The sequence below is a fragment of the Providencia sp. PROV061 genome (genome assembly GCF_011045655.1).
In the GTDB taxonomy this organism is placed as follows: domain Bacteria; phylum Pseudomonadota; class Gammaproteobacteria; order Enterobacterales; family Enterobacteriaceae; genus Providencia; species Providencia hangzhouensis.
On the sequence record NZ_CP042861.1, the window covers coordinates 1,287,916 to 1,312,718 of the forward strand.

Genomic DNA, 24,803 nt, shown 5'->3' on the forward strand with positions numbered 1-24,803 from the left:
GTCTGTTTTATTTGCTAGACGGTAAAATATGTTCGAAAAGCTGTTTTTCCATAAAATCAGCAATGGATGGCTGGGCTTCAACGGTAGGGTGAATACCATCTTGTTGTATCCATTCAGGCTTAGTTATCACGGTTTCCATATAAAACGGCAGTAATGGGATTTGATTACTTTGCGCCAATTTCGGATAGACTTTTTCGAAACTTGTCGTATAACGTTTTCCATAGTTAGGTGGAATGCGAATTTGCATTAAGAGCGGTTTCGCACCGGATTGCACGATTTGATCGATAATTTGCTGTAAATTAGCTTCGAGTTGTTCAACTGGGAGACCTTGTAAGCCATCATTTGCACCTAATTCGATCAATACCCAGTTAGGTTTGTTTTGTTCGAGTAAAACGGAAAGGCGTTCTAACCCCTGTGCAGAGGTATTCCCACTAATACTACCGTTAACAATAGCAACGGGTGGGGAAAGTTTCTGCCAACGTTCGGCAAGCAAGGAGGCCCAAGCCTGCTCAGCCGGTAAACGGTAGCCTGCACTTAGGCTATCACCTAAGATTAATAGCTTAGTTGACGCAAGTGCGTGCCCACTTGCAGTCAGTAACAGGAGAAATACCAATATATGTCGGCGAATAATATTCTTGAAGTTCATCATCTCATTAAACGTGTTGGTCAAGGTGAACATGAACTGACTATATTGCAAGGTGTTGAGCTAATTGTCGAGTCCGGGCAAACAATTGCTTTAATTGGGGAGTCAGGTTCGGGGAAATCAACCTTGCTAGGGATTATTGCGGGGTTGGATGACGGTTCCAGTGGAACGGTTAATTTATTAGGTCAAGACCTCACTAAAATGGACGAAGAGCAGCGGGCACGCTTACGGGCACAAAGTGTCGGTTTTGTGTTCCAATCCTTTATGTTGATCCCAACCTTAAATGCCATTGAAAATGTACAACTTCCTTCTTTGTTACGTGGCGAATCTGAGTCTGAAAGTTATCAACACGCGGCGAGTTTACTGACGGATTTAGGCTTAAAAGATCGCCTAAAACATATGCCACCACAGTTGTCAGGGGGTGAGCAACAGCGTGTTGCACTTGCTCGTGCCTTTAATGGCCGCCCACAGATTTTATTTGCTGATGAACCAACGGGAAATCTCGATCGCCACACAGGGGATAAAATTGCAGATTTACTGTTTGATATGAATAAACAGCACGGGACGACCCTTATTTTAGTGACTCACGATAACGAGCTGGCTGCGCGCTGCCAACGCCGTTTGCGCTTGGTCGATGGGCAGTTGAGGGAAGAAGCATGATTTGGCGTTGGTTTTGGCGTGAATGGAAAACCCCCTCGTTACTGATTGTTTGGCTTGCACTCACCCTTGCTGTTGCTTGTGTACTGGCTTTAGGGCGAATTAGCGATCGCATTGAAAATAGCATGAGTTACCAAAGCCGTGAGCTATTAGCGGGTGACTTAGTTTTACGATCTTCTCATCCAAGCGACCCAGCATGGTTACAAGAGGCCCAAAAAGAGGGTTTAACGTTAAGCCAACAAATATCATTTTCTACTATGGCTTATGCGACAGAAGATGAAGACGCTCGGCCACAACTGGTGTTAGTGAAAGCAGCGGATAAGGCATATCCATTATATGGCGAGCTCATCACAGAACCGGCTGGGTTAATCCCGACAAAAGGGGAGATACTAGTCGCACCACGGTTATTAGAATTATTGAACCTCAATGTAGGGGATAACATTGATATCGGAGATGCGACGCTAAAAGTTTCGGGTAAACTAATTCAAGAGCCTGACAGCGGTTTTAACCCGTTCCAGATTGCCCCAAGAGTATTGATAGCAATTGAAGATGCACCATTAACGGGAGCAATTCAATTAGGTAGCCGGTTAACTTATCGCGACATGTTTGCCGGCGATCGCCAGCTTATTGATGCATTTCAACAAAAATATGAGCAAGATCTGCGAAATGATCAACGTTGGTATACATTAAGCGAAGATAACGGCGCAGTAGGGAAAACGTTTCAACGTGCTCAACAATTTTTATTGTTGTCAGTTTTATTAACCCTGCTGCTAGCCATTGCTGCGGTCGTGGTTTCAATGACGCATTATTGCCGCAGCCGTCATCAACTAATCGCAGTATTAAAAACTCTAGGCGCAGGGCGTAGCGCATTACGTCAGTGGATTATTGGGCAGTGGTTAGTGATTTTAACCGCTGCGGCTTTACTCGGCTCATTATTAGGTTTGGCTTTTGAAGGCATTTTAATGCAAATCTTAGGGGCTATGTTGCCGAAGGAATTGCCGCCTGCGAGTTTGATGCCTTGGGTTTGGGCGATTGGTACATTATTTATTATTGCGATTATTGTTGGCAGCCGTCCCTATTACCAGCTGATGGCAACTCAGCCTTCTAGAGTATTACGTGAAGATGCCAAATCACCCGTTTGGCCGCTATATTACTATCTGCCGATTGTTATTTTAATTGTGGTTGGCGGCTTATTTGTGTTTGCTGGCGTTAACCCTCTGCTGTGGTCAATTTTGGCGGGTATTGTCGTGGTTGCCGTTCTACTTGCGCTGATTGGTTGGGTAGGCTTATGGGGGCTACGCCATATTAAGTTCCGTCAATTAAGCTTGCGTTTATCTGTTAGCCGTCTATTGCGCCAGCCGTTGCAAACCATCACACAAATGAGTGCTTTTTCGTTGTCATTTATGTTATTGGCGCTGCTGATTTTAGTGCGTGGTGATTTGCTTGACCGTTGGCAGCAGCAATTACCCGCAGATAGCCCGAATTATTTCTTGATTAATATGAACCAGTCACAGCTTGAGCCTGTTACCAAGCTATTAGCTGAGTTTGACGTGAAACCCACAGAGTTCAACCCTGTGGTGTTAGCGCGTTTAACCGATATTAATGACCAGTCAGCGATTGAGTGGGCGGATCAACGTGATCCAAATAATAATACGGTACGACGTGAATTGAGCTTAACTTGGCAATCTGATTTAGCGCCAGCCAATGTGGTTGATGAAGGGACATGGCCACCGAAAGCGGGAGAAGTCTCAATTGAACAAACGGTCGTTAAAGAACTCGGGTTGAAATTAGGCGATAAACTTACATTTAGCGCAGGGGCTCAGGTCTTTAGTGCAACAGTCAGTAGTATTCGTACGGTTGATTGGGAAAGCCTGCGACCGAACTTCTATTTTATTTTCTCTGAAGAAAGTCTGTCTCAAATGCCGGCTACTTGGCTGAGCAGCTTCCACTATGAAGGTGATGGGCAGCTATTAACGCAACTTAGCCGCCATTATCCAACCATTAATGTGCTCGATACTGGTGCAATTATCACCCAAATTCAGCAAATTCTTCAGCAAGTGAGCCAAGCCTTAGAAGTGATGGTGGTATTGGTTATTTTCTGTGGCTTGTTACTGCTGTTGGCACAAATTCAAGTGGGAATGAGCCAGCGAGAGCGGGAGCTTGTGGTATACCGAACGTTAGGCGCCAGCAAAAAGTTAATGCGTAGAACATTATGGAGCGAATTTGCATTACTTGGCTTAATGGCAGGGCTTGCGGCGGCATTTGGGGCAGAAATTGCATTATGGTTGTTGCAAAGTAAAGTGTTTGACTTCCCTTGGCAGCCAGAATGGCGTATGTGGGTATTATTGCCTTTGTGCGCGGCAATTCTATTGTCTATTTGTGGTAGTTGGTTAGGACTGCGTTTATTAGGGACGGGGAGTCAGCACCGTCGTTTACCTAATAGTTAAATGCTCGTCATACTTCGAGTTGCATGGTCATTGACTGCGCTTAGATAGGTTGATCTACATGCAACTCGAGTTATTTAGAATATGGTGGTATTAGGGAAATACCTTAATACCACTATTTATTGAATATTCTAAAAACAACCTGTTTTTCAGTAAAATAACTGTCTCCAATCCTTCATAAAAGCTTCATTCATCGACGTTATGATTCCGCCATCAATTATTGATAGCCTTAAAATGGAAACATAACAATGCAGAATAACCATTCGATTAAACGTAAACTGGGCTCGTTATCTTTATTGGCTGGTTTAATTTCATTTAGCATCACCGGGTTTGCACAACAAGAAGTGCCAGCAACGTTAGCGGGTCACTCCATTCTTCCTGTTAATTCAACGGTTTCTTCCCCCGAAGGTGCACCTTCAGACATGCAAGTGAGCGGTAAATTTACCACTGGCGTTCGTGTTGATAGTTTGGGGAAAGTGGAAGGTAAATCCGCAGATCGCCCAACAGGAATGTACATTCCAATCAAAGGCCAGCCACGTCAAGGGCACTCGGGTATTAAACGTATGGCGGATGGCACTTACTGGGTTTTAACTGATAATGGATTCGGCAACAAAGCCAATTCTCCTGATTCGATGTTGTATGTCACTCAATATGATATTGATTTTCAATCAGGTAATACAACGCCATTAAAAACGGTTTTCTTCCATGACCCCGATAAAATTATCCCTTTTCATATTACGAATGAGAGCACAAAAGAACGCTATTTAACAGGCAGTGATTTTGACCCTGAAAGTTTTCAATTTGCGGGTGGTGCTCTATGGGTTGGCGATGAGTTTGGCCCTTACCTAATCAAAATGGATTTGGATGGCAAAGTATTAGCTTTATTTGAGACACAAGTAGATGGAAAGAAAGTCGTTTCTCCTGATCACTACCAAATCACAACACCGGGTAAACCCGCAGATAAAGTGAATTTCCAAGTCAACCGTTCAAAAGGTTTTGAAGGTATGGCGTCATCGCCAGACGGTTCTAAGCTCTACCCAATGCTAGAAGGGGCGATTTGGCTTGATGACAAACAAGATTATGAACATGTTGATGGCAAACGCGCAGCACGTATTCTTGAGTTTGATGTGAAAAAACAAAATTGGACAGGCAGAAGCTGGTTGTATGTCTTTGAAGACAATCAGAATGCCATTGGTGACTTTAACTTAATTGATGATACCCACGGCCTAATCATTGAGCGTGATAATGGTGAAGGTACAGCAGATAAAGCCTGCACGGCGGGAAGCAGTAATACTGAAAATTGCTTTAGTAATTTAGCTAAATTCAAGCGTGTTTATCGTATTGAATTTTCAGATAACAATATAGGTAAACCAGTAGATAAGCAGGCTTATATTGATTTAATGAATATCAAAGACCCGAACAATATGGCAAGAAAACCGCTTAATGACGGAGTGTTTACTTTCCCATTCTTCACTATTGAAAACGTGGATGTGGTTGATAGTGAACACATTATTGTTGGTAATGATAATAATTATCCGTTTTCATCTAGCCGTGAGCCAAATAAAGCGGATGATAATGAGTTTATCTTATTAAACGTCCCTGAGTTGTTAAAACCGTAATTGATTTTGCGCCACCATTTAATTTTTTCGGTGGCGCAAATAAGCAGTATGTTTTGATCCAATATCTGGTCTTAAGCTTGTTTTCCCTTTGGTTTTAATTTTCCCGAGCTAATCACTCGGGATTTTTTATTTGTGATTGAGAGCAGGGGGCTTCATCATCAAAGTAAGGAATAAAATAACCACAACGGGAGCCGCGATAACCAAAAAAGCAGGGGTGAAACTTCCTGTGAAATCTTTTATTGCACCCGCAATAAAAGGCGCTAAGCAGGCAACCGTTGAAATTAAATTTACGACAGAGAATAGTTCTAAGTATGGGCCTCGGCCGAAATAATTTGACAGTAAAACACTGGATGCCAAAAAGGTCATGCCGTAGCCAATACCAACGCATAACACAAATAAAATAAGCCAAAGCCATGAGGTGGCAATACTGAGGAAAATGACACCTAATACCATGATAATTAGGCTACCGATTAATAGTTTCTTCGGTTCTAACCATTCGCCTGCGGCTCCACCAATAAACCTTGAGAATGCATTCACAAATGCCATTGTGCTTAATAACGAAACCGCCACTGTCATGCCAAAGCCGCGCTCTTCAATATGGGCGACAGCAAAACTGTTAACGGTGATACCACACCATAAAAACGAGGTATAAGTTGCAGCAATCAAGTAGAACTGCCATGTACGTAGTGCTCTGCCGACCGTCCATACTTCTGCAGTGCGATAAATAGGTTTACTTGCGTCACTAACTTGTTTTTGCATCACCTTTTTTGCGTGCTCTTGCTCTTTTTTACCTTCTCGTAGCATAAAAATTGTGATTAACGTGACAATGCTAAGATAAACGGCACATAGAACCCAATGCATACGCCATGAGCCTAATTGGTTTGATGCGTAAAAGTAAATCCAAGGGCCTGCAACACCCCCCAAGCCCCCGATGGTGAAATATAACCCAAAGGCAAGGGATTGTTTTTCAAATAGCCGCGAAAGTACATAAGTCCCCGGAACCGTGGCGAGTAAGGTGAAACCAATACCAATCAATGCAGTACCTAAAAAATAGGTGCTGATGGCTTGTGTGGAATAAAGGCTATAAAAGCCAGCAACAAAGACACTGGTGCCTAGCAATAAAGTGGCTCGTACACCCACTTTGCGGATTAACAGAGACGGGAGAAAACTCGCTAGCCCGCAAGTTAAACCCAGTAGCGTAAAACCAAAACCAGCCTCACTCCAGCTCCATTTGAGCTCACTAATCATCTCAGGTAAAACCACGCCAAGAGAGGTAAAGGTTGTCGCGGTGGCTAAAAAATAAACCAGCCCTAACAGAATAAGAATGCACCACTGATAAAACGGACTAAAAGTCTGCGAGGACATATTGACTCCAGTAATGCCGCACACCTTAAATCAGGATATTTGTTTTCTGGATGACGGCGAAAATAGCATAATGCCCGAAAATAGTTTCGGGCATCGAATCGGGCTATTTTCCCTATTTATTGATGAGAGTACCAGTCTAATTTTGCATTTGCCCACTCAATGCCACTTTTGTACTCATTTGGCAAAAGTGGGATCAAAGCCGCCAGTGTGGCAGATAATTGGTGGCAGTCACGATGGGAAAGGTTTAAATGACCCACTTTTCGGGCAGGGCGTACCTCTTTTTCATACCAGTGAAGGTGAACGAGGGGTAAGCTCAGCCAGTCTATATTTACATCAGTGCCGATTAAATTGACCATCACGGCAGGGCTATATACCTCTGGAGATGGCATTGGCAGGTTTAAAATAGCACGTAAATGTAACTCAAACTGGCTAATGGATGCGCCATTTTGTGTCCAATGGCCGCTATTATGTACTCGAGGAGCAATTTCGTTAATCAGCAAGTTATTGCCCACGACAAAGCATTCCATTGCCATCACACCGATATAACCAAGTTCATCCATCACTGCGCTGAGCATGGCTTGAGCTTGTTCTTGCTGCGGATTAGTTGACTTAGGGAAGGCCACACTGGTACGCAAAATGCCTTCTTGGTGTAAATTATGGGTGATCGGGTAAAAAACGGATTCCCCCGCTGCATTTCGGGCACCAATGACAGACACTTCCGCGTCAAAAGGGATACCTTGTTCAACGATGCATTCACCATAAATTTCAGCAGGCAGGTCTTTTTCATCACCAGGGCGAACACGCCATTGACCTCGCCCGTCATAGCCACCAGTTCTGCGTTTTACAATGAGAAACTCACCGAGTGTGGCAAACAGCTCAGGCCATTGTTCAGGGGATTCTAATAATGCCCAAGGTGCAGTAGAAAGTTGTAAGCTATCAAATAAGCTTTTTTGTGGAAACCTATCAGCTAAACGTGGAAAAATATCACGGTTAATAAAGGCATTATGGCGAGCTAATTCTTTTGTTAGCGGGGTTTCTGGCCAACGTTCAATTTCAGCGGTGATGACGCTTTGCTGATAAGGAACCGCTTCAGGTTCTGCATCAAGCCCTACAGGAAAAACAGCAATGCCTAATGGCTCACCCGCTTGACGCAGCATGCGGCCGAGTTGGCCATTACCAAGCACACAAACGGGTTTCATTATGCTTCCCTCGGGTCTGGGTTGTTTAGCACATCATTGGTTTGGGCTTCTCGCCACGCTGAGAGGCGGTTGAAAATAGCAGTATCACTTATTGCTAATACTTGAGCGGCTAAAAGTGCTGCATTTGCGGCACCTGCTTTGCCGATGGCTAGTGTGCCTACAGGGATACCTTTAGGCATTTGCACGATAGAATATAGGCTGTCAACACCACTTAATGCAGCGCTTTGTACAGGAACACCAAAAACAGGGACTAATGTTTTAGCGGCGATCATTCCTGGTAAGTGAGCAGCACCTCCAGCACCTGCAATAATCACATCAAACCCATTTTTTTTCGCATTTTCAGCAAAGGAAAATAATTTATCCGGGGTGCGATGTGCAGAGACGATTTCGACGTGAAAAGGGATTTGGAGTTCAGTTAATACATCAGCTGCGTGCTGCATTGTCGTCCAATCACTTTTCGAACCCATAACAATGGCGATTTTTGCCGCAGATTGAGCAGGAACTTGGGCAGTCATTTGGTGCTTTCCTGTATTGAAAAAAACATCACCCTGAGGTGGGAAATTGAATTGTCTCGATCATATCATGGTAAAGCAGCAAGGAAAACGTTTGCGTGATTAATAAGTGAGCAAACAGTTGTGGCGATATATTAAAAATGGTTCGTTAGGCAAAATTACTCGAAAGGAAAGAAAATCAGTTCAATACCTTGCTCGTTTATTACAAAGGCGGAACCTTCATAGTGCCAAGCACCTAATACACCCCGATAATGCAACTTGCCTCCAATATTTACTTCATGAATAGCAGGGCGGTGAGTATGACCATGGATCATCCATTGCGCTTGGTGCCTTTGTAATGCATCAATAACGGCTTGTGAATTGACGTCCATAATCGACTCGGCTTTCATGCTGCTTGCATACTGGCTATTTTGGCGCATTTTTTGCGCGATACGGCGACGCACAAAAAGAGGGAGTAACAAAAACAGCCGTTGAACCCAAGGGGTATGAACTTTTTTACGGTAATTTTGATAGGCAGCATCGTCAATACATAATGTATCACCATGCAGAATTAAAATGCGCTTGCCGTAAAGTTCGAGCAATGTTTCCTGCGGGAGAATGGTCATGCCACACTGTTTCGCATAGCGTTGACCGATTAAAAAATCCCGATTTCCATGAATGAAATAGCAGGGAATTCCACGGTCAGTGAGTTGTTTGAGTTCGTTGGCAACTTGTTGATGTAGCGGATTGTTATCATCATCGCCCACCCAATAATTAAAAAAATCACCGAGAATATATAGGCTTTCGGCATGGATGGCTTGCTGTTGAATAAAATTAATAAAACCGGCGGTGATCGCCGGTTCATCTTCACTCAAATGCAAATCTGCAATGATGTAAGTGGACATGCGTTCAGGTTTACTCGCTGACAGTCACTTTTTCAATGATGACGTCTTCGCGTGGAACGTCTTGGTGGAACCCGCTGCGGCCAGTTGAAACACCTTTGATTTTGTCAACAACATCCATGCCTTCAACGACTTCAGCAAATACACAGTAGCCCCAGCCATCTGGACGCTCTGAACGGAAGTTCAAGAAGTCGTTGTCAACAACGTTGATAAAGAATTGTGCTGTTGCTGAATGAGGGTCGTTAGTACGAGCCATTGCCAAAGTACCACGGGTATTTTTTAAACCGTTGTTTGCTTCGTTTTTAATAGGCGCTTTAGTGTTTTTTTGTTCCATTCCTGGCTCAAAACCACCGCCTTGGATCATGAAACCATTAATAACACGATGGAAAATGGTATTATTGTAAAAACCTTCACGGCAGTAAGTTAAAAAGTTTTCGACTGTAACGGGTGCTTTATCGTCAAACGTTTTGATAACAATGTCACCGTGATTGGTATGAAATGTAACCATAATAGCTATCCTGAATAATTGTTTTTTGTGCGCTAACTTGCGAAAGCGTTGAGATCAGCACGTTTATATCACAGATAAAACCTGACTTGAAGCGGAAGGAAGCGTAGTCGACCGTTTATAGCATAATAGATGTGTATTAAACCTAATCAATAAACTGAAAAGGAAGCGGGTAAACCCTTGCATTCTTAAGGTGATCGGGGTTCAATAACATGATATTTTATCGGTAGAAATCGATAATCATTTTTCAAATAAATGGAAAAGTTCAGATGCTACAAATTTTTAATACACTAAGTCGTCAAAAAGAAGAGTTTAAGCCCATCCACGCAGGGAAGATTGGGATGTATGTGTGTGGCATCACTATCTACGACTTGTGTCATATCGGCCACGGCCGTACATTTGTGGCATTTGATGCAATTAGCCGCTATTTACGTTATTTGGGTTACGACTTAAATTATGTACGCAACGTCACCGATATTGACGATAAAATCATCAAACGTGCAGCAGAAAATAATGAAAGCGTCGAAGCGCTAACAACGCGTATGTTGGCTGAAATGCACAAAGATTTTGATGCCTTAAATATTTTACGCCCTGATAGCGAACCACGAGCAACGCGTCATATTGGTGAAATTATTGAATTAACCCAAAGCTTGATAGAGCGTGGTCATGCTTATGTCGCTGCGAATGGCGATGTGATGTTTGAAGTTAAAACCGACCCAAATTATGGTCTGTTATCTCGCCAAGATTTAGAGCAGTTGCAAGCAGGTGCTCGCGTCGAGGTCGCTGATGTAAAACGTAATCCAATGGATTTCGTCTTGTGGAAAATGTCTAAAGAAGGCGAACCAAGTTGGGAATCCCCATGGGGTTTAGGCCGCCCAGGCTGGCACATTGAATGTTCGGCAATGAACAGCAAAACGTTAGGCAACCATTTTGATATTCACGGTGGCGGCTCTGATTTAATGTTCCCACACCATGAAAATGAAATTGCTCAGTCTACCTGTGCTCATGATGGCCCTTACGTGAACTACTGGATGCACTCCGGTATGGTTATGGTAGACAGAGAGAAAATGTCTAAATCTCTCAATAACTTCTTTACTATTCGTGACGTACTTGAGTATTACGATGCAGAAACAGTGCGTTATTTTCTGTTATCAGGCCATTACCGCAGCCAATTAAACTACACAGAAGAAAATTTGAAGCAGGCACGTTCAGCACTTGAGCGTATGTACACTGCATTACGTGGTACAGATAAGTCAGCCGTACCTGCTGGTGGTGATGAATTTAAAGCACGTTTCATTGAAGCGATGAATGATGACTTTAATACACCTGAAGCCTATTCGGTATTATTTGATATGGTTCGTGAAGTTAACCGCCTGAAATCAGAAGATATGTCAGCAGCAAATGGTATGGCTGCACAATTGCGTGAGTTAGCAAGCGTGCTGGGTTTACTAGAACAAGACCCAGAAGTCTTTTTAAAAGGCGGCGCACAAACTGAAGATGATGCGGAAGTGGCAAAAATCGAGGCATTAATTCAACAACGCCTAGATGCGCGGCAAAATAAAGATTGGGCGCAAGCGGATGCGGCTCGTGATGAACTTACTGCCATGGGGATTGTGCTTGAAGATAGCGCGCAAGGAACTATTTGGCGCCGTAAGTAAGTTTTACATTTAAAAATTAGCCCGTTAACAGTACTTAGCGCTGCCAGCACTAGGTAATGTTAGCGGGTTTTTTATTGGTGTTAGCTAAATTTGAAAGAACTCTCATAATGGGTCAGAAATAATCGGGTTACGTAATATGTAATTTAAACCGATTGATTAGACTGTTAATTGCTAACTAAGGAAAAACAAATGGAATCAAGCCGCAAGGACAATAATACACCACCAGCCGCCCCAATCCGAACAACGAGTCTTGAGCAAGTCGCTAATACTGAATGTAAATCTGCAAGGGCTAGAATATCGGATAGTATGAGTCACATTAAAAATACCACCGTACCTAAGCCTCAGAATACGCCATCTATCAGAGCGCGCATTATTAATACGATTATTTCTATTTGTGATCGGATTACTGGGATTTTCTCGAGGCAAATAGTCAGCATACAACAAGATGGAACTATAGCCCCCCGTTATGCTTTTAATTCTAGAACGGTTGATTCAAACCCAGCGGTTGAATTGGGTGCTGCTGCTTCAATACTAGCTACTCAATCAGTAAAAGATATTAATGAATTCAATAAACTAGAAGCATATACAAAGCTGCTAAATATATGCTCTTGCGACAAAGAGGAAGTTGTTGACGCTCGTTTTTCTGATATTAAAACGGCTAAAGAAACGCAAGTTTGTATCACGAATAGTGAAGGTATTCAGATTGGCTTACCGGCAAATAGGGTAAAAGTTGGTGATGATAATTTATTTATTCGGTCACAATACCCTAAAAATATAGAGAATCATTTACAGATGTTATATGAGAATAGAACCCCTATGCTATGTATTCTATCGTCTAATTCTGATATACGTGATTTAAAGTTACCGCCATATTTTCGGATGAATGGTACGTATGGCAGGATGGAAGTTAAGACAAAAGAAATTCAGCCGGGTGATGGTAAGCCAAGTAAAATTGGTAGTTTAAATGTAAAACACTACAGTATGAGGCTGACCTATGATAAGAAACCCATTAATATTCCAGTTGTTCATGTTGACAATTGGATTGACAGAACAAGCGCAGGTACGGAAGAATTAAAAGAATTAGCTAAGTATATGGCAGCTGGGATTGAGGAAAAAAGGCAATTTTATGAATTTGCTGGTAGCCGAGCGATCAATGATAAAGATAAATTGTTACCAGTCATTCACTGTGTCGCTGGTGTTGGTCGAACAGGGCAAGTTGCAGCAGCAATGCAGTTAATTAAACCTAATAATGAACTGAGCGTACCGGAGATTATTATGGATATGCGTAAAACGGGTTGCGGCAAGATGGTTCAAAAAAAGGAACAATTTAACGAATTGCTTAAACTTGAAACATTATTAAATGCTGAAAAATTAGCACAATAAAAGTTATTGAAATACCCCCCAATTAAGGGGGGAATGAAACTTAAATTGGTGTGATTAAGCGATACTCGCCATTTCTTGTTGAGCTTCTTTGGGCGTTGCTTTTTTGACAATGGCATAAAACACACCAGAGACTACCGTACCAGCCACTATCGCGAATAAATACATTAATACATGATTAATAGCCCCGGGTATTAACAGCACAAATAAACCGCCGTGAGGTGCCATTAGCTGAATACCAAAGTACATGGATAGCGCCCCTGTTATTGCGCCACCAATAATGCAAGTAGGAAGAACACGAATCGGATCTTTGGCGGCAAATGGGATTGCACCTTCTGAAATAAAACATAAACCGAGAACAAAAGAGGCTTTACCCGCTTCGCGTTCTGCAGGTACAAACTTATGTCGTGCTAGTAGTGTTGCAACGCCCATTGCCAGCGGTGGCACCATTCCCGCCGCCATAATTGCCGCCATTGGTGCATAGGTTTGTGAACTTAATAGACCGACACCAAAGGCATATGCCGCTTTATTGACAGGGCCTCCCATATCCGTACACATCATCGCCCCTAGAATTGCGCCTAAGATCACTGCATTAGTGGTCCCCATGGTATTTAGCCAGTTAGTTAGCCAATCCATTAACCACGCTACAGGGTGACCAATAACATAGATCATGGCTAAACCCGTAAATAAAGTGGAAATGAGTGGCACGATTAAAATTGGTTTTAACGCTTCCATAGTTTGTGGCAATTTTAATCGGGTGCTAATAAAGTGAGCACTATAACCGGCAAGGAAGCCAGAAATGATCCCGCCTAAGAAACCGGCGCCTAAAGTGGTTGCAAGTACCCCACCGACTAAACCTGGAGTTAAACCTGTTCTGTCGGCAATGGAATAGGCGATATAACCGGATAATACGGGGACCATTAAGGCAAGGGCAGTTTGCCCGCCAATGAGGCTAAGCGCCCAAGCCAGTGATCCTTCTATATTGGATGCATCTAAGCCAAATGCAAATGAAAGCGCAGTACATAATCCCCCAGCGACAACCATGGGGAGCATATATGATACCCCGGTAAGTAAGTGCTTATACACTCCACGTTTTTCTGTCGATCTACTCGCTTGCGATGATGTTTTTCCGCTTTGTGGCGTGAATATATTCGCTTCTTTTACTGCTCTATCCATTTCTTGTGCTGTTTTCTTCAATGCGGCACTGGTGGAGGTGCGGTACATGGGTTTCCCCGCAAATTTATCCACATTGACTTCGATATCAGCTGCGACAATGACTAAGTCAGCTTGTGCAATTTCTTCTGGCGTAATTTCATTCCCAACCCCGACAGAACCACGGGTTTCAACTTTGATATTCCAGCCGCGTTTTTTGGCTTCAGCTTCAAGTGCTTCTGCGGACATATAAGTGTGTGCAACCCCTGTAGGGCAAGCTGTAACGGCTAATACAGAGTACGATTTCGTGTGTTGTGGCTCACTGATGTGTTGCTCACAAAGTGCGGCTTCATTAATTGCTGATGTTAGGAATTCAGCAGGTTGCCTAACAGCGATATCGGGGTGACCGAAATAGATTTTTTTATCTGCACAATTAAAATTTTCAGGTAACTCGGTATCAAAACAAATCACAACATCTGCATCAGTAAGTTGTTCAGTGAAGGTGATATTTTGTGAGGCAGATACATTCTTTAAAGCATCGATGGCTAGCCAGCAAATAGCAGGGCCGTGCTGGTGGCTTGGAGCGATTAATATTTTCATGTTTTTTATCCTCATTCAGCCGTAAACGGTTGTAAGTCAACCTTTGTCATCATATGTGCAAGTTGCGCTCGGTCAGTGATACCGACATTGGGTTGAGAGACTGCGAGCGCGGAGATAGCGGTAGCTAAGCGTAGTGTGTGCTCACTTGTTTGCCTCATCATTAACCCATAAATTAATCCACCAACCATTGAATCCCCTGCGCCAACGGTACTAATAACGTCACATTCAGGTGGTTTAGCAAACCAAGCACCTGATGAATTGACCCACATAGCGCCTTTTTCGCCTAAAGAAACTACTACATGCGCAATACCTTGTTGGCGAAGCTGATTCGCAGCATCAACGATATCTTGATGAGTTGGGAGCGGTTTGCCTGCCCAAATTTCAAGTTCACGATGATTAGGTTTTACTAACCAAGGAGAAGCTTTGAGCCCAGCGACAAAGGCTTCGCGGCTACTATCAAAAATGACACACATGCACTGTTCTCTAAGGCGTAACATCCATTGTGTAAAGTCTTTTAAATCAACGCCTTGAGGTAAGCTCCCACTGACGCAAATCATATCAAACTGACCTGCCCAGCTAAGTGAGTCGGTGACGAAACGTTGCCAGTCCGCTTTAGTGACACTGAAGCCTGAGAAGTTAAAATCGGTAACTTCGCCTGTGTGCTCTGTCAGTTTCACATTGATACGGGTGCGCCCTTCAACAACTTGAAAGCGGTTAGCAATTCCTGTTTCGCTGAAAGCTTTTTGGAAACCATCTTGGTTTTCTTTGCCCAAAAAACCACCAACAGTGACATCAATTCCTAAATTTTTAAGTACTTTGGCCACATTTATGCCTTTTCCAGCGGCATGAAGCCCAGCCGTTTTGACTAAATTCACATCACCTCGATGAATATCGGGCAAAAGCCCAACCAAATCATAGGCGGGGTTTAAAGTGATAGTGGCGACTCTTCTGCTCATGCGATTTCTTCTCCAAGACCTGAATTAATTGCCTCACCGATGGTAACGATGGCTTCTTGTGCATCTATGCCTTCTGCGTGAATTCGTAAACGGTGCCCACATTTAGCGCCTAAACTAACAATTTTCATTAAGCTACGGCCATTTACGGGAGTTGCAGTACCATCAAGATTACTGACGGTAATCGTGCTTTCGAATTGCTTAATGGTGGTAACTAACTGGGTGCTAGGGCGCGTATGTAACCCATGTGGATTAAGAATGGTGAAGTCCTGAGTGATTCCAGATGTACTCGTATCCGATGATTCGTTTTCTGCGTGTGAGTTTTCACTGCGCAATAAACCAATTAGGCTGTTAACGTTACCATCATCGGAAATTAGATTTACTTCTTTATTTTTCAATAACTCATTAATTTTTATTAAAAAAGACTCTATTTGATAGTTGGCATAGGAAAGGGTGATTAGGGCGTTGACCGGGTTATCTTGAAAGTTAAATGGATTTTTTACGGTCGCTATTGCAATTGCATTCTGAATATTTCCAATAGGGCTATCACTTAACCAAATACCTTGACCTAAATATGAAGGTGTTTGAGTGAGAACTTGGGTAATGAAGTCGGTGCTAACAGCTTGGGCGTTTTGTAGGTTAATAATATTCTGTATTTTTAATGTGTTTATATTATCAACACTGGCATTAACGGTGACCATAGAGTCATCAAGTTTCACCGGTTGAGTTTGGCGTTCACCCATTAGAAGTTGTTTTAAGGCTTCGGGAGTGTTTGCTTTGGCCATTGCATCCGCTGTGTGTTCATCACTGATTATATGGGTTAATTGACGAAGTAATTCGAGATGTTCGTTTGATTGAGCGGCAATGCCAATAACAATATAAGCAGTTTGGTTATCACCCCAATCAATACCATCAGGGAATTGGAAAACAGCAAAACCTGTTTTCAACACTTGGTCTCGTGTCTCTGTTGTCCCGTGTGGGATAGCGATGCCATTTCCCAAAAAGGTAGGAGCTTGGGTTTCTCGGTTAAGCATCCCTTGCGCATAACCGCTTTTTGCATAGCCAGCATTTTCTAATGCCTTAGCGACTTGTTCTATTGCATTTTTTTTATCAGATGCAGCAGCTGCAAGGTGGATATCACTTATTGGTAAGTTAAACATAATTTCTCCTGATTATTATTCATAGACGGATCAGCCAGAAGACTTGCAAGCGGACCTGATTATTTGTTAATCATGTTATCGTTAACAAGATTAGCTGAATCGTTTAGTCTTGTCTATGCAGTTAAGATGTGAAATACAAAAAATGAGATCTAAGTTAAATTTTTTTAAGGGGTGATTTTCGCATTTTTTATCTGTTTTAAGTTAAAGCTGAAGTGGTTGCTGAAGGTTTTTATTTATATAAAACAATAAATTAGATTTTCAATATATTTGATTGCTTAAATGCTTAATACAGTAAAAATGATTTAAAGAAAAAATTCTTCTAGAACTTCAAAATGGCTTTGTCAGTCTTGTAATAAATCAGAATATTTTGAATCAAAGGGAGGGGGAGTGCATTGTTGATTCTAGAAAGGAGGTAAGCTGAAATTTTTCAGCTTACCTAATTGTATCTATTCTACAACTTTGATTTTTTCGCTGCCCATTGAAACGATTTTACCCGCTACAATTTTACAGCGCTTGCGTGTTTCGACCACGCCATCAACTTCAACTAAGCCATCTGCAATCATGGCTTTTGCCATTGCTCCGCTTTCAGCCCAGCCTTCAATTTTTAGCAAATCACACAGTTCGACGTGTGGATGGCCATCTAAATTGAATATATCCATGATAACTCCAAAATTACATTAAATATCGTGGTACTCTTCACATGCCTGAAGGGTATTTTGAATTAAAGTTGCAACAGTCATTGGGCCAACACCACCAGGAACAGGGGTTATCCAAGCGGCGTTTTTCGCGGCTTCGTCAAAATCGACATCCCCCGTGACTTTGCCGCTCTCTAAACGATTAATACCGACATCGACCACAATCGCTCCAGGTTTAATCCATTCACCAGGAATAAAATTGGGTTTCCCCACAGCGACGACAACTAAATCAGCATGGCGAACATGGTGTTCTAAATCTTTGGTAAAGCGATGCGTTACTGTTGTGGTGCAACCTGCTAGCAGAAGCTCTAGGCTCATTGGACGACCAACAATGTTGGATGCGCCAATAATGACGGCGTTTAAACCATAAGTGTTGATACCGCAACGCTCAAGTAGAGTAACAATCCCTTTGGGAGTGCATGGACGAAGGCGTGGTGCACGTTGGCACAAGCGACCAACATTATAGGGATGAAAACCATCAACGTCTTTGTCTGGATGAATGCGCTCAATGACTTTGACATTATCAATACCCGCAGGTAATGGTAATTGAACTAAAATTCCATCAATTTCAGCATCTTGGTTTAAATCATCAATTAGCTTGAGTAATTCAGCTTCTGTCGTTGTATCTGGTAAATCATAAGAACGTGAAATAAAACCGACTTCTTCACAAGCGCGGCGTTTGCTGCCGACATAGATTTGTGAAGCTGGGTTAGCGCCGACTAAAATAACGGCAAGACCGGGAGCACGTTTTCCCTGTTCTAAACGTAATTGTACTTTTTGGGCAACTTCCTGCCTAATTGTCTGCGCAATCGTTTTCCCATCAATAATTTTTGCTAACATCTGTAACTTAATCCATATATGAGACACGGTAATGGCTCTATTTTGTCAGAAGTTAGCGCCCTTGTCAGTTCAAACTGTTACATAAAATGAGCATATAGTTATTTTAGTAGCGAAAAGCCATTGACTCAGCGCTCAGCAACCGTATAATTCAACGCCATCAGCCAGATAGGCTGCCTGCATTATCAATGCGCCCTTAGCTCAGTTGGATAGAGCAACGGCCTTCTAAGCCGTAGGTCACAGGTTCGAATCCTGTAGGGCGTACCATTCTCAAGTATTTCAACGTCTACAACAGTCTATAAAACCCTTATAAAATCAGTGTTCACAAGAATCTATAGTATTCCAAGGTCTAGTCACGTCTATTGAAATCTACATATATGTGGGGGCATAATTGGGGGTATTACCCCGTTCAATGAAAATTGGTGCCCCCAAATGAAGCTAACAGCCAGACAAGTAGACACTTCCAAGCCCAAAGAGAAAGCGTATAAACTTTCTGACGGTGGGGGCATGTATTTAGAAATTGCGCCGAATGGCTCTAAGTATTGGCGCATGAAATATAGATATGCCGGTAAAGAGAAAAGGCTGGCTTTAGGTGTATATCCATCAATATCACTCGCACAAGCTAGGGCGAAAAGAGAAGAAGCCAAGCGCATATTGGCGTTAGGTGATGATCCATCGTTGGTAAAGAAAGCCGAAAAGCGAGAAAAAGAGTCTCAGGTAAATAATAGCTTTGAGAAAATCACACTTGAATGGCATGACTATAAAAAGCCGAATTGGTCGCAAGGCTACGCTGATGACTTATTAGAAGCCTTCCAGAAAGATATCTTCCCTTATATTGGTAAAGCTAGCATTACGGAAATTAAGCCGCTAGATATGCTAGAGGTGCTTAGAAAATTAGAAAAGCGTGGTGTGTTGGATAAGCTAAAGAAGATAAGACAGGCATGTAACCAAGTATTCCGTTATGCAATTGTGACGGGGCGGGCAGAGTATAATCCTGCATCAGAATTAGCTGGCGCACTGTCTACACCAAAAGCAAAACACTTTCCCCATTTAAACGTTAATGAGTTACCTGAGTTTTTACAGGCACTATCTGTATGTAGTGGAAGTAAGATCACTCAGATTGCGACAAAGCTATTAATGATAACAGGTGTTCGTACTATTGAGCTTAGGGCTGCTGAATGGCTAGAAATTGATTTTGATAAAGCTATTTGGGAAATTCCAAAAGAGCGTATGAAAATGCGTCGTCCTCACATGGTGCCACTCTCTACACAGGCGTTAGAATTATTCAGAGAAATACAAACTTTAACAGGGCGCTTTAAGTATATCTTTCATGGCAGGAATGATGCTTCTAAGCCAATGAGTGAAGCGGCAATAAATCAGGTCATAAAGCGTATTGGTTATGATGGCAGAGCCACAGGTCACGGATTCAGGCACACAATGAGTACCATCCTACACGAACAAGGCTATAACACGGCATGGATTGAGACACAGCTAGCACACGTTGATAAGAACTCTATTCGTGGAACGTATAACCATGCTCAGTACATTGATGGCCGTAGAGAAATGCTTCAATGGTACGCTGATTATATGGGAGCATTAGAGAACGGGGATAATGTTGTTCACGGTAACTTCAAGCGTGCTTAATCCACCTGCAGCCACATACATAACCAGACAATAAAAGTTCTGGTTTTTTTGTACCTAAAAATAATCACAACTGGACAAATAGACAGTGATTATAGACTGTAGTAGACTTGTGTAGACTATAAAGAATAAAGCTATGCCTAGGCTGATCCCCGAAAACTAGTACACCTCTACTAGCTGGCATAGCTCCTATCAAAAGAGGGCGTGAGGTGGCGTTTTGACTGCTAAAAAAGTAATTCCTTTTGAGTATTGTCCTTTGGAAAGAGCCGCAAAATTTTTTAATTGTGAAATTGATGATTTTTTTCACTGGTGGGAAACAGGGAAAATAGATCTATGTTTTAATTTTAATCAGTTGGATTCAGTAAAACTCCTTTCAATTGATGGGGATACTATTGAATATTCCTATGGAAAAACAGCTTACGAAGAATCTCAATCATCTAAATATCATATTAATGATGAAGAGTTTGCCGGTTTTTTATCTGATAATGTGAAAAAAAATGATAGGAGTGGAGCTTGGGATATTATTGGAGAAGCATGGGGATTATGGAAGCCTGCCCCGGTTGTGCTAGAACGCATTAAAGAAGGCTATGAGTTTAAAACTGGTTTTTGGGTACAGGCTTATGGTGTGGAATATGATCTAAGATTATTTATTGATGGTGAAGTTAAAGCCAATAGGGAATCGATTGTAATACCTAAGGTTGAATTAGAAAAAATTCAGTTGATTTTAACTGGCCAATTTGAAGATGAAGATCTACATGATAATCAAGAGCTGTTATTAGTTATCGCTTCAATGCTTAAATCAGTAGTATCCCCTAATGCTAAAAAATGGTCTCAAGGTGACATAGCAATAAGAATGAGTGAATTAGGAATAAAAGGGTTAAAAGAACGAAAAATTAATGATATTTTCGCTAAAGCAAATAAATTATATAAATCAATAAATTAATTTTGCACGGGAAACTATTTTTTTGCGTGCAATGCTTTTAGTCTAAGAATTATTTCTAATACCCCTGTAATCAATAAACGTCTACCAAGGCGTATTAAGAACTAGATAACAGGGGGCAATATGCCAGCAGTAACAATTTCAAAAGAAAACCTCATCCGCTTACCAGAAGTTCAGCGTCGAACTGGTTATGGTAAAGCGTGGATATACAGACTCATCAATGCAGGAAAATTCCCTCAATCGGTAAAAATTGGTACTCGTTCTATCGCTTTCATAGAATCAGAAGTAGATGAGTGGGTAGCAAGTAAAATAGCTGAGTCACGTTCTGGCGAGGTGGCTTAATGGAAAAGAAAAACCACCCGTCACAGGTGGCTTCTCAGGATAACGCGACAGCATCTATTCTATCAAAGAACCCACCAAAGAAAAATAAAGCATGGATTTGTTTTTTATATTCAGACCAGGGGATCACTGAAAATGATATTTTACGACAGTGCCAGTTATCCTCTGGCCGTAATTATTTAACTGAGCTTGAACGATTACTCAATATTAAATTAGAACGTACAGACGAACCGAACCCAGATGGAATAGGATCGCATTATCGTTACCGTATTCGTAACCAGAAAGATGCAAAGAGGATTATTGATCTTATCAATAGTCGAGCTTGTGCTGGTGGGTATAACGGTATTTCTATCCATCAATCAGATTTGATTTTATCGCTTTATCCAACCGAATAATTAGGAAATAGCAAGATGAAAAATAAAATGACCGTAATAGGTCAGGGCTTCTCTAACCCTAAAATCAGGGAAGAAAGTATTCTAAATGTTATTTCTAACCTTATTTATCCTATTGATATAAAGGTAAAATATGGCTCTTTTGAAAATGACTATTTAAGTTTAAAAGGACTATCACAGTATCTCTGCAAATTCACGCAAAATAATGTTTTTTATATTTATGTACGGTTTTGCGAGTATTTGCAGACAAATTTAGTCAAGCTACCCATGTTGTCGCGACAGCTCTTAATTAACTAAATAAAAGGGCAAAACTTATGAAAAATAAAAATATGACCATAGCTGGTCAGGGTTTCACTCAACCTGAAAACGAGCTAATGAACACATTTGATTATTTAATTCCTGTTATTAATAACTGTATTAATGGGAAAGAAATTCAATCAGTGAGTAGCCGGAAATTACATTTATTTTTAAAAGTTGGTCGTGACTATACGAGCTGGATTAAAGGACGAATTAAACAATATGGCTTTATTGAGAATATCGATTATATCGTTGTGGAAAATTTGAGCTCACCAAAACGGGGGAGCACAAAATTTAGGCAGCAATTCGAGCATGACTATATTGTTAGCCTAAGCATGGGAAAAGAGCTGTCTATGGTTGAACGTAATGACCAGGGCAAATTAGCACGCCAATATTTTATCGAATGTGAGGAGCGACTACGCAGAGCTGCGCCAGAAGAACATAAAGCCGCTATGCAAAACTGGCGCAAAAATCGTGTTGCTGCATGTGAAGATCATAAAAATATGGCCGAGGCGATGAAAGGCTATATTGAGCGCACAGGCGACAGCCAAAAAGGTTTTGCGTATAGCAATGAGTCCCGCTTTATCAATAAATTGGTACTTGGTATCAATCCTACTCAATGGGCTAAAAGCAGAGGTATTAAGTCTAAAGAAATCAGAGATAACATGAGTGCGGATCAATTGAAATTACTCGCTTATTTAGAAGCTCGTAATTGTGCTTTCCTTGATATAGATACGCCCTCAGTACAAAGAAAGGCTCAATTGACTGAACTGGCACAGCGTTGGTTAGCTCAACGTTTGGAGGCGAACTAATGAACGCCTACCAAGCAAATAATTTCTTACCGAGGGATGGTGGGCTTACTGAGTTTTCGGACTCCATAAAAAAGGGTTGCTATTTAGCGACTCAATTTAATCAGTTCTTTGGCTCAATCCCTAAGCGTTCAAGCTCATTACGGCCAAGCGTTTTAAGCCAGTTTCCTAGGCTCATTCCGGCATCTGATGCTGCGGATTCAAATTGTGCTTTGAGTTCTGGTGTGATTCTAATTTGGAAAGTAGGAGATAACCCTTTTCCTTTCTCAGTTTTGTCTCTTTTTGGCGTTGACATGTACGTACATAATCTCTTAGTATGTGGTTTGTTATGTACGTACATTAACATGAAGTATGTGCAAAATAAAACGCCCTTGAATGATATTACCAGTATCACTCAAGGGCTAACCACCAGCGATACCAAAACTATCGAGGTAGCTATGCAAGATCATATCACACCCTTAACTGGGCGGAATAGTCACACCCAAAATATTGTCTTTATATGGCGTTTTGCCGAGTGTCAGCAAAATAAAGCCACCTATCATTTAGTTATTGCTCATACCGAAAATGAAGCACGTTCTATGCTTCCTGACCTTTCATTGGTATTCACCGCCCGTATTCGCGTAGGGGTGACTCATGCTTAAAACTTTCCATCTTACAGGCTATACAACAAGTAAGGGCGGCTCAGTCGTTGGCTTCAACCTTAATATTCAGGCGATTGATGCGAAACAGGCTCATGCAGTGTTATTGAGTGCTTTTGCCGAGATAGGTTGTTCTCTCACTCATATTATAAAAGTCAATGAAACTGATAAAGGGGCTAGCCATGCTTAATTCAACCCAAATTAATCAAAATGCGGAAAAAGCCTTTCAAATCGAGATTATTGCTTCCCTGATCAAAGATTCTGATTTTGACCTCGAAATGAGCGAAACAGTCGCTATTTTCGCACTGATCAAAAGACTGGCGGGTGAAATTGGCGGAGCGTTATTTAGTTGTGTGAATGAAAATGTTAACGAGGTACCTCATGAGTAAACCACTGCCGTTAGATGCTGCTGCCTACAAAGCACAGCAAGCCAGTTCTTTATATAGTGTGATTTTAGAACAGGCGGATACAGAGTGCTCCAGTGAGTTATTAGACCTGATTTCAATTGCTTGTGATTTAAACGGTGAAATCTGGCAAGCGTTAAAAAGTCATGTGGAGGCGGGATCATGTGCGCAATAGATAATTTTCGAGACTCACTAAAAGCTCAAAATTTTTATAGTAAAACAACTGAGGAACTCCAGAGTATTAGTACGACTCAACGAGAAGCGGTAGATGCGTTATTAGGCGGGTTATCCGCTACGGCTAATTTGGCGTTTTTTGCAACAGATCACGAGGACTATAAAGAAAACGGTGATGCAAATAACGATTTAAAGAAATTGAGTTATTGCATGATGTTTACCGCTGAAATCTTGCATTGCCTTTTGCATAACTCTGAGCATGCTGAATTAGCACTGCGTCAACGGGGTAAATCATAATGAACTATAAAACGGTTGTTAATGGCAGTTATAGCCATGTATTTACACAAATAACACAGAATAAGCCCCTTGAAATAACACAAGTTTCACTGGCCAGTATTCCCAATCGAATTGATTTAGGTGAGTGGGATGCGTTACCTGAGTTAGGTTTGTTGCTCCTTAATGACTATTGGAATAGTGATAGAGATGGTCATACCCCGCCTGATTTAATTAAAACGTTTCGCTGGACGGTGGCAACGGTTTTTGTTGTTTACTGTACCCGTAAGAACGGAAACGCAATCTATACCTACCAAGGGCGTGAACTACCTTTATCGTTTGAGCGTGTTAGACGAGTACTTAAAGCGTGTGTTGATAAACCACTTTATCAACAATACCAGAACACAATCGCAGATGATCTCATTATTACTACTTATCGCAATATGTTGGATGACAGCAGTATTTTGGCCTTATCAGCGGATGGTCATGAAATAATGAATAGGCTTTATAGCCAGATCGTTAGCAAAGCTGGTTCTAAAAAATCTACATCGGCTTATTGGTGTTGAGGCTGCAATGAAAAAAACAACTCAATATTTAAAACGTCATTTAGTCGTTAATTTGCATTATGTGACATGT

28 protein-coding genes and 1 tRNA gene are annotated in these 24,803 nt (G+C 41.7%); 17 read left to right on the forward strand and 12 right to left on the reverse strand.

The genetic code is table 11. The features are described from left to right. Positions 1–7: 7 nt before the first annotated feature. Positions 8–649: a multifunctional acyl-CoA thioesterase I/protease I/lysophospholipase L1 gene (gene tesA / locus FVA72_RS05710; RefSeq protein WP_036958279.1), complete on the reverse strand. Its 642-nt coding sequence runs from the start codon at positions 647–649 to the stop codon at positions 8–10. Here tesA and ybbA point away from each other — a divergent pair. The 3 genes from ybbA (at position 617) to FVA72_RS05725 (ending at position 5,363) form a co-directional block, all read left to right on the forward strand. Then, positions 617–1,303, forward strand: a complete 687-nt coding sequence (gene ybbA, locus FVA72_RS05715) for a putative ABC transporter ATP-binding protein YbbA (RefSeq protein WP_004260298.1) — start codon at positions 617–619, stop codon at positions 1,301–1,303. The two genes, tesA and ybbA, sit on opposite strands and share 33 nt — an antisense overlap. Next, complete coding sequence (ybbP, locus tag FVA72_RS05720; RefSeq protein WP_110592240.1) at positions 1,300–3,747, forward strand: putative ABC transporter permease subunit YbbP; 2,448 nt, start codon at positions 1,300–1,302, stop codon at positions 3,745–3,747. Before ybbA ends, ybbP begins: the two co-directional genes overlap by 4 nt. A gap of 245 nt (positions 3,748–3,992) precedes the next feature. Continuing rightward, on the forward strand, positions 3,993–5,363 hold the full coding sequence (locus FVA72_RS05725; RefSeq protein WP_004260278.1) for an esterase-like activity of phytase family protein: 1,371 nt from the start codon (positions 3,993–3,995) through the stop codon (positions 5,361–5,363). 126 nt (positions 5,364–5,489) lie between these two features. Here the strand turns inward: FVA72_RS05725 and FVA72_RS05730 are convergent, their stop codons facing one another. The 5 genes from FVA72_RS05730 to ppiB form a co-directional block, all read right to left on the reverse strand. Continuing rightward, a complete protein-coding gene (locus tag FVA72_RS05730; protein ID WP_094960983.1) occupies positions 5,490–6,728 on the reverse strand; it encodes an MFS transporter in 1,239 nt (412 codons plus the stop codon). Positions 6,729–6,844: 116 nt separating this feature from the next. After that, positions 6,845–7,927, reverse strand: coding sequence for a 5-(carboxyamino)imidazole ribonucleotide synthase (purK, locus tag FVA72_RS05735; protein WP_004260270.1), 1,083 nt, complete (start codon positions 7,925–7,927; stop codon positions 6,845–6,847). Next, entirely contained in the window at positions 7,927–8,442 is a 516-nt protein-coding gene (gene purE / locus FVA72_RS05740; RefSeq protein WP_094960984.1) for a 5-(carboxyamino)imidazole ribonucleotide mutase, read from the reverse strand. Before purE ends, purK begins: the two co-directional genes overlap by 1 nt. A gap of 155 nt (positions 8,443–8,597) precedes the next feature. Beyond that, on the reverse strand, positions 8,598–9,323 hold the full coding sequence (lpxH, locus tag FVA72_RS05745; protein WP_004260263.1) for a UDP-2,3-diacylglucosamine diphosphatase: 726 nt from the start codon (positions 9,321–9,323) through the stop codon (positions 8,598–8,600). Between the two features lie 10 nt (positions 9,324–9,333). Continuing rightward, complete coding sequence (ppiB, locus tag FVA72_RS05750) at positions 9,334–9,828, reverse strand: peptidylprolyl isomerase B (RefSeq protein ID WP_004260260.1); 495 nt, start codon at positions 9,826–9,828, stop codon at positions 9,334–9,336. A 266-nt stretch (positions 9,829–10,094) separates the two neighbouring features. On the opposite strand from ppiB, the gene cysS reads away from it, so the two are divergent. Beyond that, entirely contained in the window at positions 10,095–11,483 is a 1,389-nt protein-coding gene (cysS, locus tag FVA72_RS05755; protein ID WP_110592239.1) for a cysteine--tRNA ligase, read from the forward strand. Between the two features lie 189 nt (positions 11,484–11,672). Beyond that, positions 11,673–12,866 (forward strand): protein-tyrosine phosphatase family protein, encoded by a 1,194-nt coding sequence (locus tag FVA72_RS05760; RefSeq protein WP_110592238.1) that lies wholly within the window; start codon positions 11,673–11,675, stop codon positions 12,864–12,866. Between the two features lie 54 nt (positions 12,867–12,920). Here FVA72_RS05760 and fruA read toward each other — a convergent pair whose 3' ends face one another. From fruA to folD, 5 genes are all read right to left on the reverse strand, one after another. Continuing rightward, positions 12,921–14,615: a PTS fructose transporter subunit IIBC gene (gene fruA / locus FVA72_RS05765; protein ID WP_110592237.1), complete on the reverse strand. Its 1,695-nt coding sequence runs from the start codon at positions 14,613–14,615 to the stop codon at positions 12,921–12,923. Between the two features lie 11 nt (positions 14,616–14,626). Then, a complete protein-coding gene (gene fruK, locus FVA72_RS05770) occupies positions 14,627–15,571 on the reverse strand; it encodes a 1-phosphofructokinase (protein ID WP_004260245.1) in 945 nt (314 codons plus the stop codon). Continuing rightward, positions 15,568–16,728: a fused PTS fructose transporter subunit IIA/HPr protein gene (gene fruB / locus FVA72_RS05775; protein ID WP_110592236.1), complete on the reverse strand. Its 1,161-nt coding sequence runs from the start codon at positions 16,726–16,728 to the stop codon at positions 15,568–15,570. The genes fruK and fruB overlap by 4 nt, the downstream gene beginning before the upstream one ends. Positions 16,729–17,174: 446 nt before the next feature. Beyond that, positions 17,175–17,387, reverse strand: coding sequence for a ribosome-associated protein YbcJ (ybcJ, locus tag FVA72_RS05780; protein ID WP_094960990.1), 213 nt, complete (start codon positions 17,385–17,387; stop codon positions 17,175–17,177). Between the two features lie 18 nt (positions 17,388–17,405). Then, positions 17,406–18,263, reverse strand: coding sequence for a bifunctional methylenetetrahydrofolate dehydrogenase/methenyltetrahydrofolate cyclohydrolase FolD (gene folD, locus FVA72_RS05785; RefSeq protein WP_096863250.1), 858 nt, complete (start codon positions 18,261–18,263; stop codon positions 17,406–17,408). 187 nt (positions 18,264–18,450) lie between these two features. Between folD and FVA72_RS05790 the strand changes: the two genes are divergently transcribed. The 6 genes from FVA72_RS05790 to FVA72_RS05815 all read left to right on the forward strand — a co-directional run bounded on the left by FVA72_RS05790 (position 18,451) and on the right by FVA72_RS05815 (position 22,681). Continuing rightward, a tRNA-Arg gene (locus FVA72_RS05790) sits at positions 18,451–18,527 on the forward strand. Positions 18,528–18,692: 165 nt separating this feature from the next. Next, positions 18,693–19,904 carry a tyrosine-type recombinase/integrase gene (locus FVA72_RS05795; RefSeq protein ID WP_110592235.1) on the forward strand — a complete coding sequence of 404 codons (1,212 nt, stop codon included), beginning with the start codon at positions 18,693–18,695 and terminating at the stop codon, positions 19,902–19,904. Positions 19,905–20,118: 214 nt separating this feature from the next. Continuing rightward, positions 20,119–20,844: a hypothetical protein gene (locus FVA72_RS05800; protein WP_110592234.1), complete on the forward strand. Its 726-nt coding sequence runs from the start codon at positions 20,119–20,121 to the stop codon at positions 20,842–20,844. Between the two features lie 120 nt (positions 20,845–20,964). Next, the gene (locus FVA72_RS05805) at positions 20,965–21,183 is read left to right on the forward strand and encodes a helix-turn-helix transcriptional regulator (protein WP_110592233.1); all 219 of its coding nucleotides are present in this window, start codon (positions 20,965–20,967) and stop codon (positions 21,181–21,183) included. Then, positions 21,183–21,575, forward strand: coding sequence for a hypothetical protein (locus tag FVA72_RS05810; protein ID WP_110592232.1), 393 nt, complete (start codon positions 21,183–21,185; stop codon positions 21,573–21,575). The genes FVA72_RS05805 and FVA72_RS05810 overlap by 1 nt, the downstream gene beginning before the upstream one ends. A gap of 311 nt (positions 21,576–21,886) precedes the next feature. Then, positions 21,887–22,681, forward strand: a complete 795-nt coding sequence (locus FVA72_RS05815; RefSeq protein ID WP_110592230.1) for an antA/AntB antirepressor family protein — start codon at positions 21,887–21,889, stop codon at positions 22,679–22,681. Positions 22,682–22,781: 100 nt separating this feature from the next. Here the strand turns inward: FVA72_RS05815 and FVA72_RS05820 are convergent, their stop codons facing one another. Then, the gene (locus tag FVA72_RS05820) at positions 22,782–22,973 is read right to left on the reverse strand and encodes a hypothetical protein (protein ID WP_110592229.1); all 192 of its coding nucleotides are present in this window, start codon (positions 22,971–22,973) and stop codon (positions 22,782–22,784) included. Between FVA72_RS05820 and FVA72_RS21965 the strand changes: the two genes are divergently transcribed. The 6 genes from FVA72_RS21965 to FVA72_RS05850 are packed head-to-tail and all read left to right on the forward strand — an operon-like array spanning position 22,972 to position 24,733. Further along, positions 22,972–23,319, forward strand: coding sequence for a host cell division inhibitor Icd-like protein (locus tag FVA72_RS21965; protein WP_137018915.1), 348 nt, complete (start codon positions 22,972–22,974; stop codon positions 23,317–23,319). The genes FVA72_RS05820 and FVA72_RS21965 overlap by 2 nt on opposite strands. Beyond that, the gene (locus tag FVA72_RS05830) at positions 23,312–23,506 is read left to right on the forward strand and encodes a hypothetical protein (protein WP_110592227.1); all 195 of its coding nucleotides are present in this window, start codon (positions 23,312–23,314) and stop codon (positions 23,504–23,506) included. Before FVA72_RS21965 ends, FVA72_RS05830 begins: the two co-directional genes overlap by 8 nt. Next, positions 23,499–23,705 carry a hypothetical protein gene (locus FVA72_RS05835; RefSeq protein ID WP_110592226.1) on the forward strand — a complete coding sequence of 69 codons (207 nt, stop codon included), beginning with the start codon at positions 23,499–23,501 and terminating at the stop codon, positions 23,703–23,705. The genes FVA72_RS05830 and FVA72_RS05835 overlap by 8 nt, the downstream gene beginning before the upstream one ends. Further along, positions 23,698–23,895: a hypothetical protein gene (locus tag FVA72_RS05840; RefSeq protein ID WP_110592225.1), complete on the forward strand. Its 198-nt coding sequence runs from the start codon at positions 23,698–23,700 to the stop codon at positions 23,893–23,895. Before FVA72_RS05835 ends, FVA72_RS05840 begins: the two co-directional genes overlap by 8 nt. Next, positions 23,883–24,191: a hypothetical protein gene (locus FVA72_RS05845; protein ID WP_110592224.1), complete on the forward strand. Its 309-nt coding sequence runs from the start codon at positions 23,883–23,885 to the stop codon at positions 24,189–24,191. Before FVA72_RS05840 ends, FVA72_RS05845 begins: the two co-directional genes overlap by 13 nt. Beyond that, positions 24,191–24,733: a hypothetical protein gene (locus FVA72_RS05850; RefSeq protein WP_110592223.1), complete on the forward strand. Its 543-nt coding sequence runs from the start codon at positions 24,191–24,193 to the stop codon at positions 24,731–24,733. Before FVA72_RS05845 ends, FVA72_RS05850 begins: the two co-directional genes overlap by 1 nt. Positions 24,734–24,803: the final 70 nt, after the last annotated feature.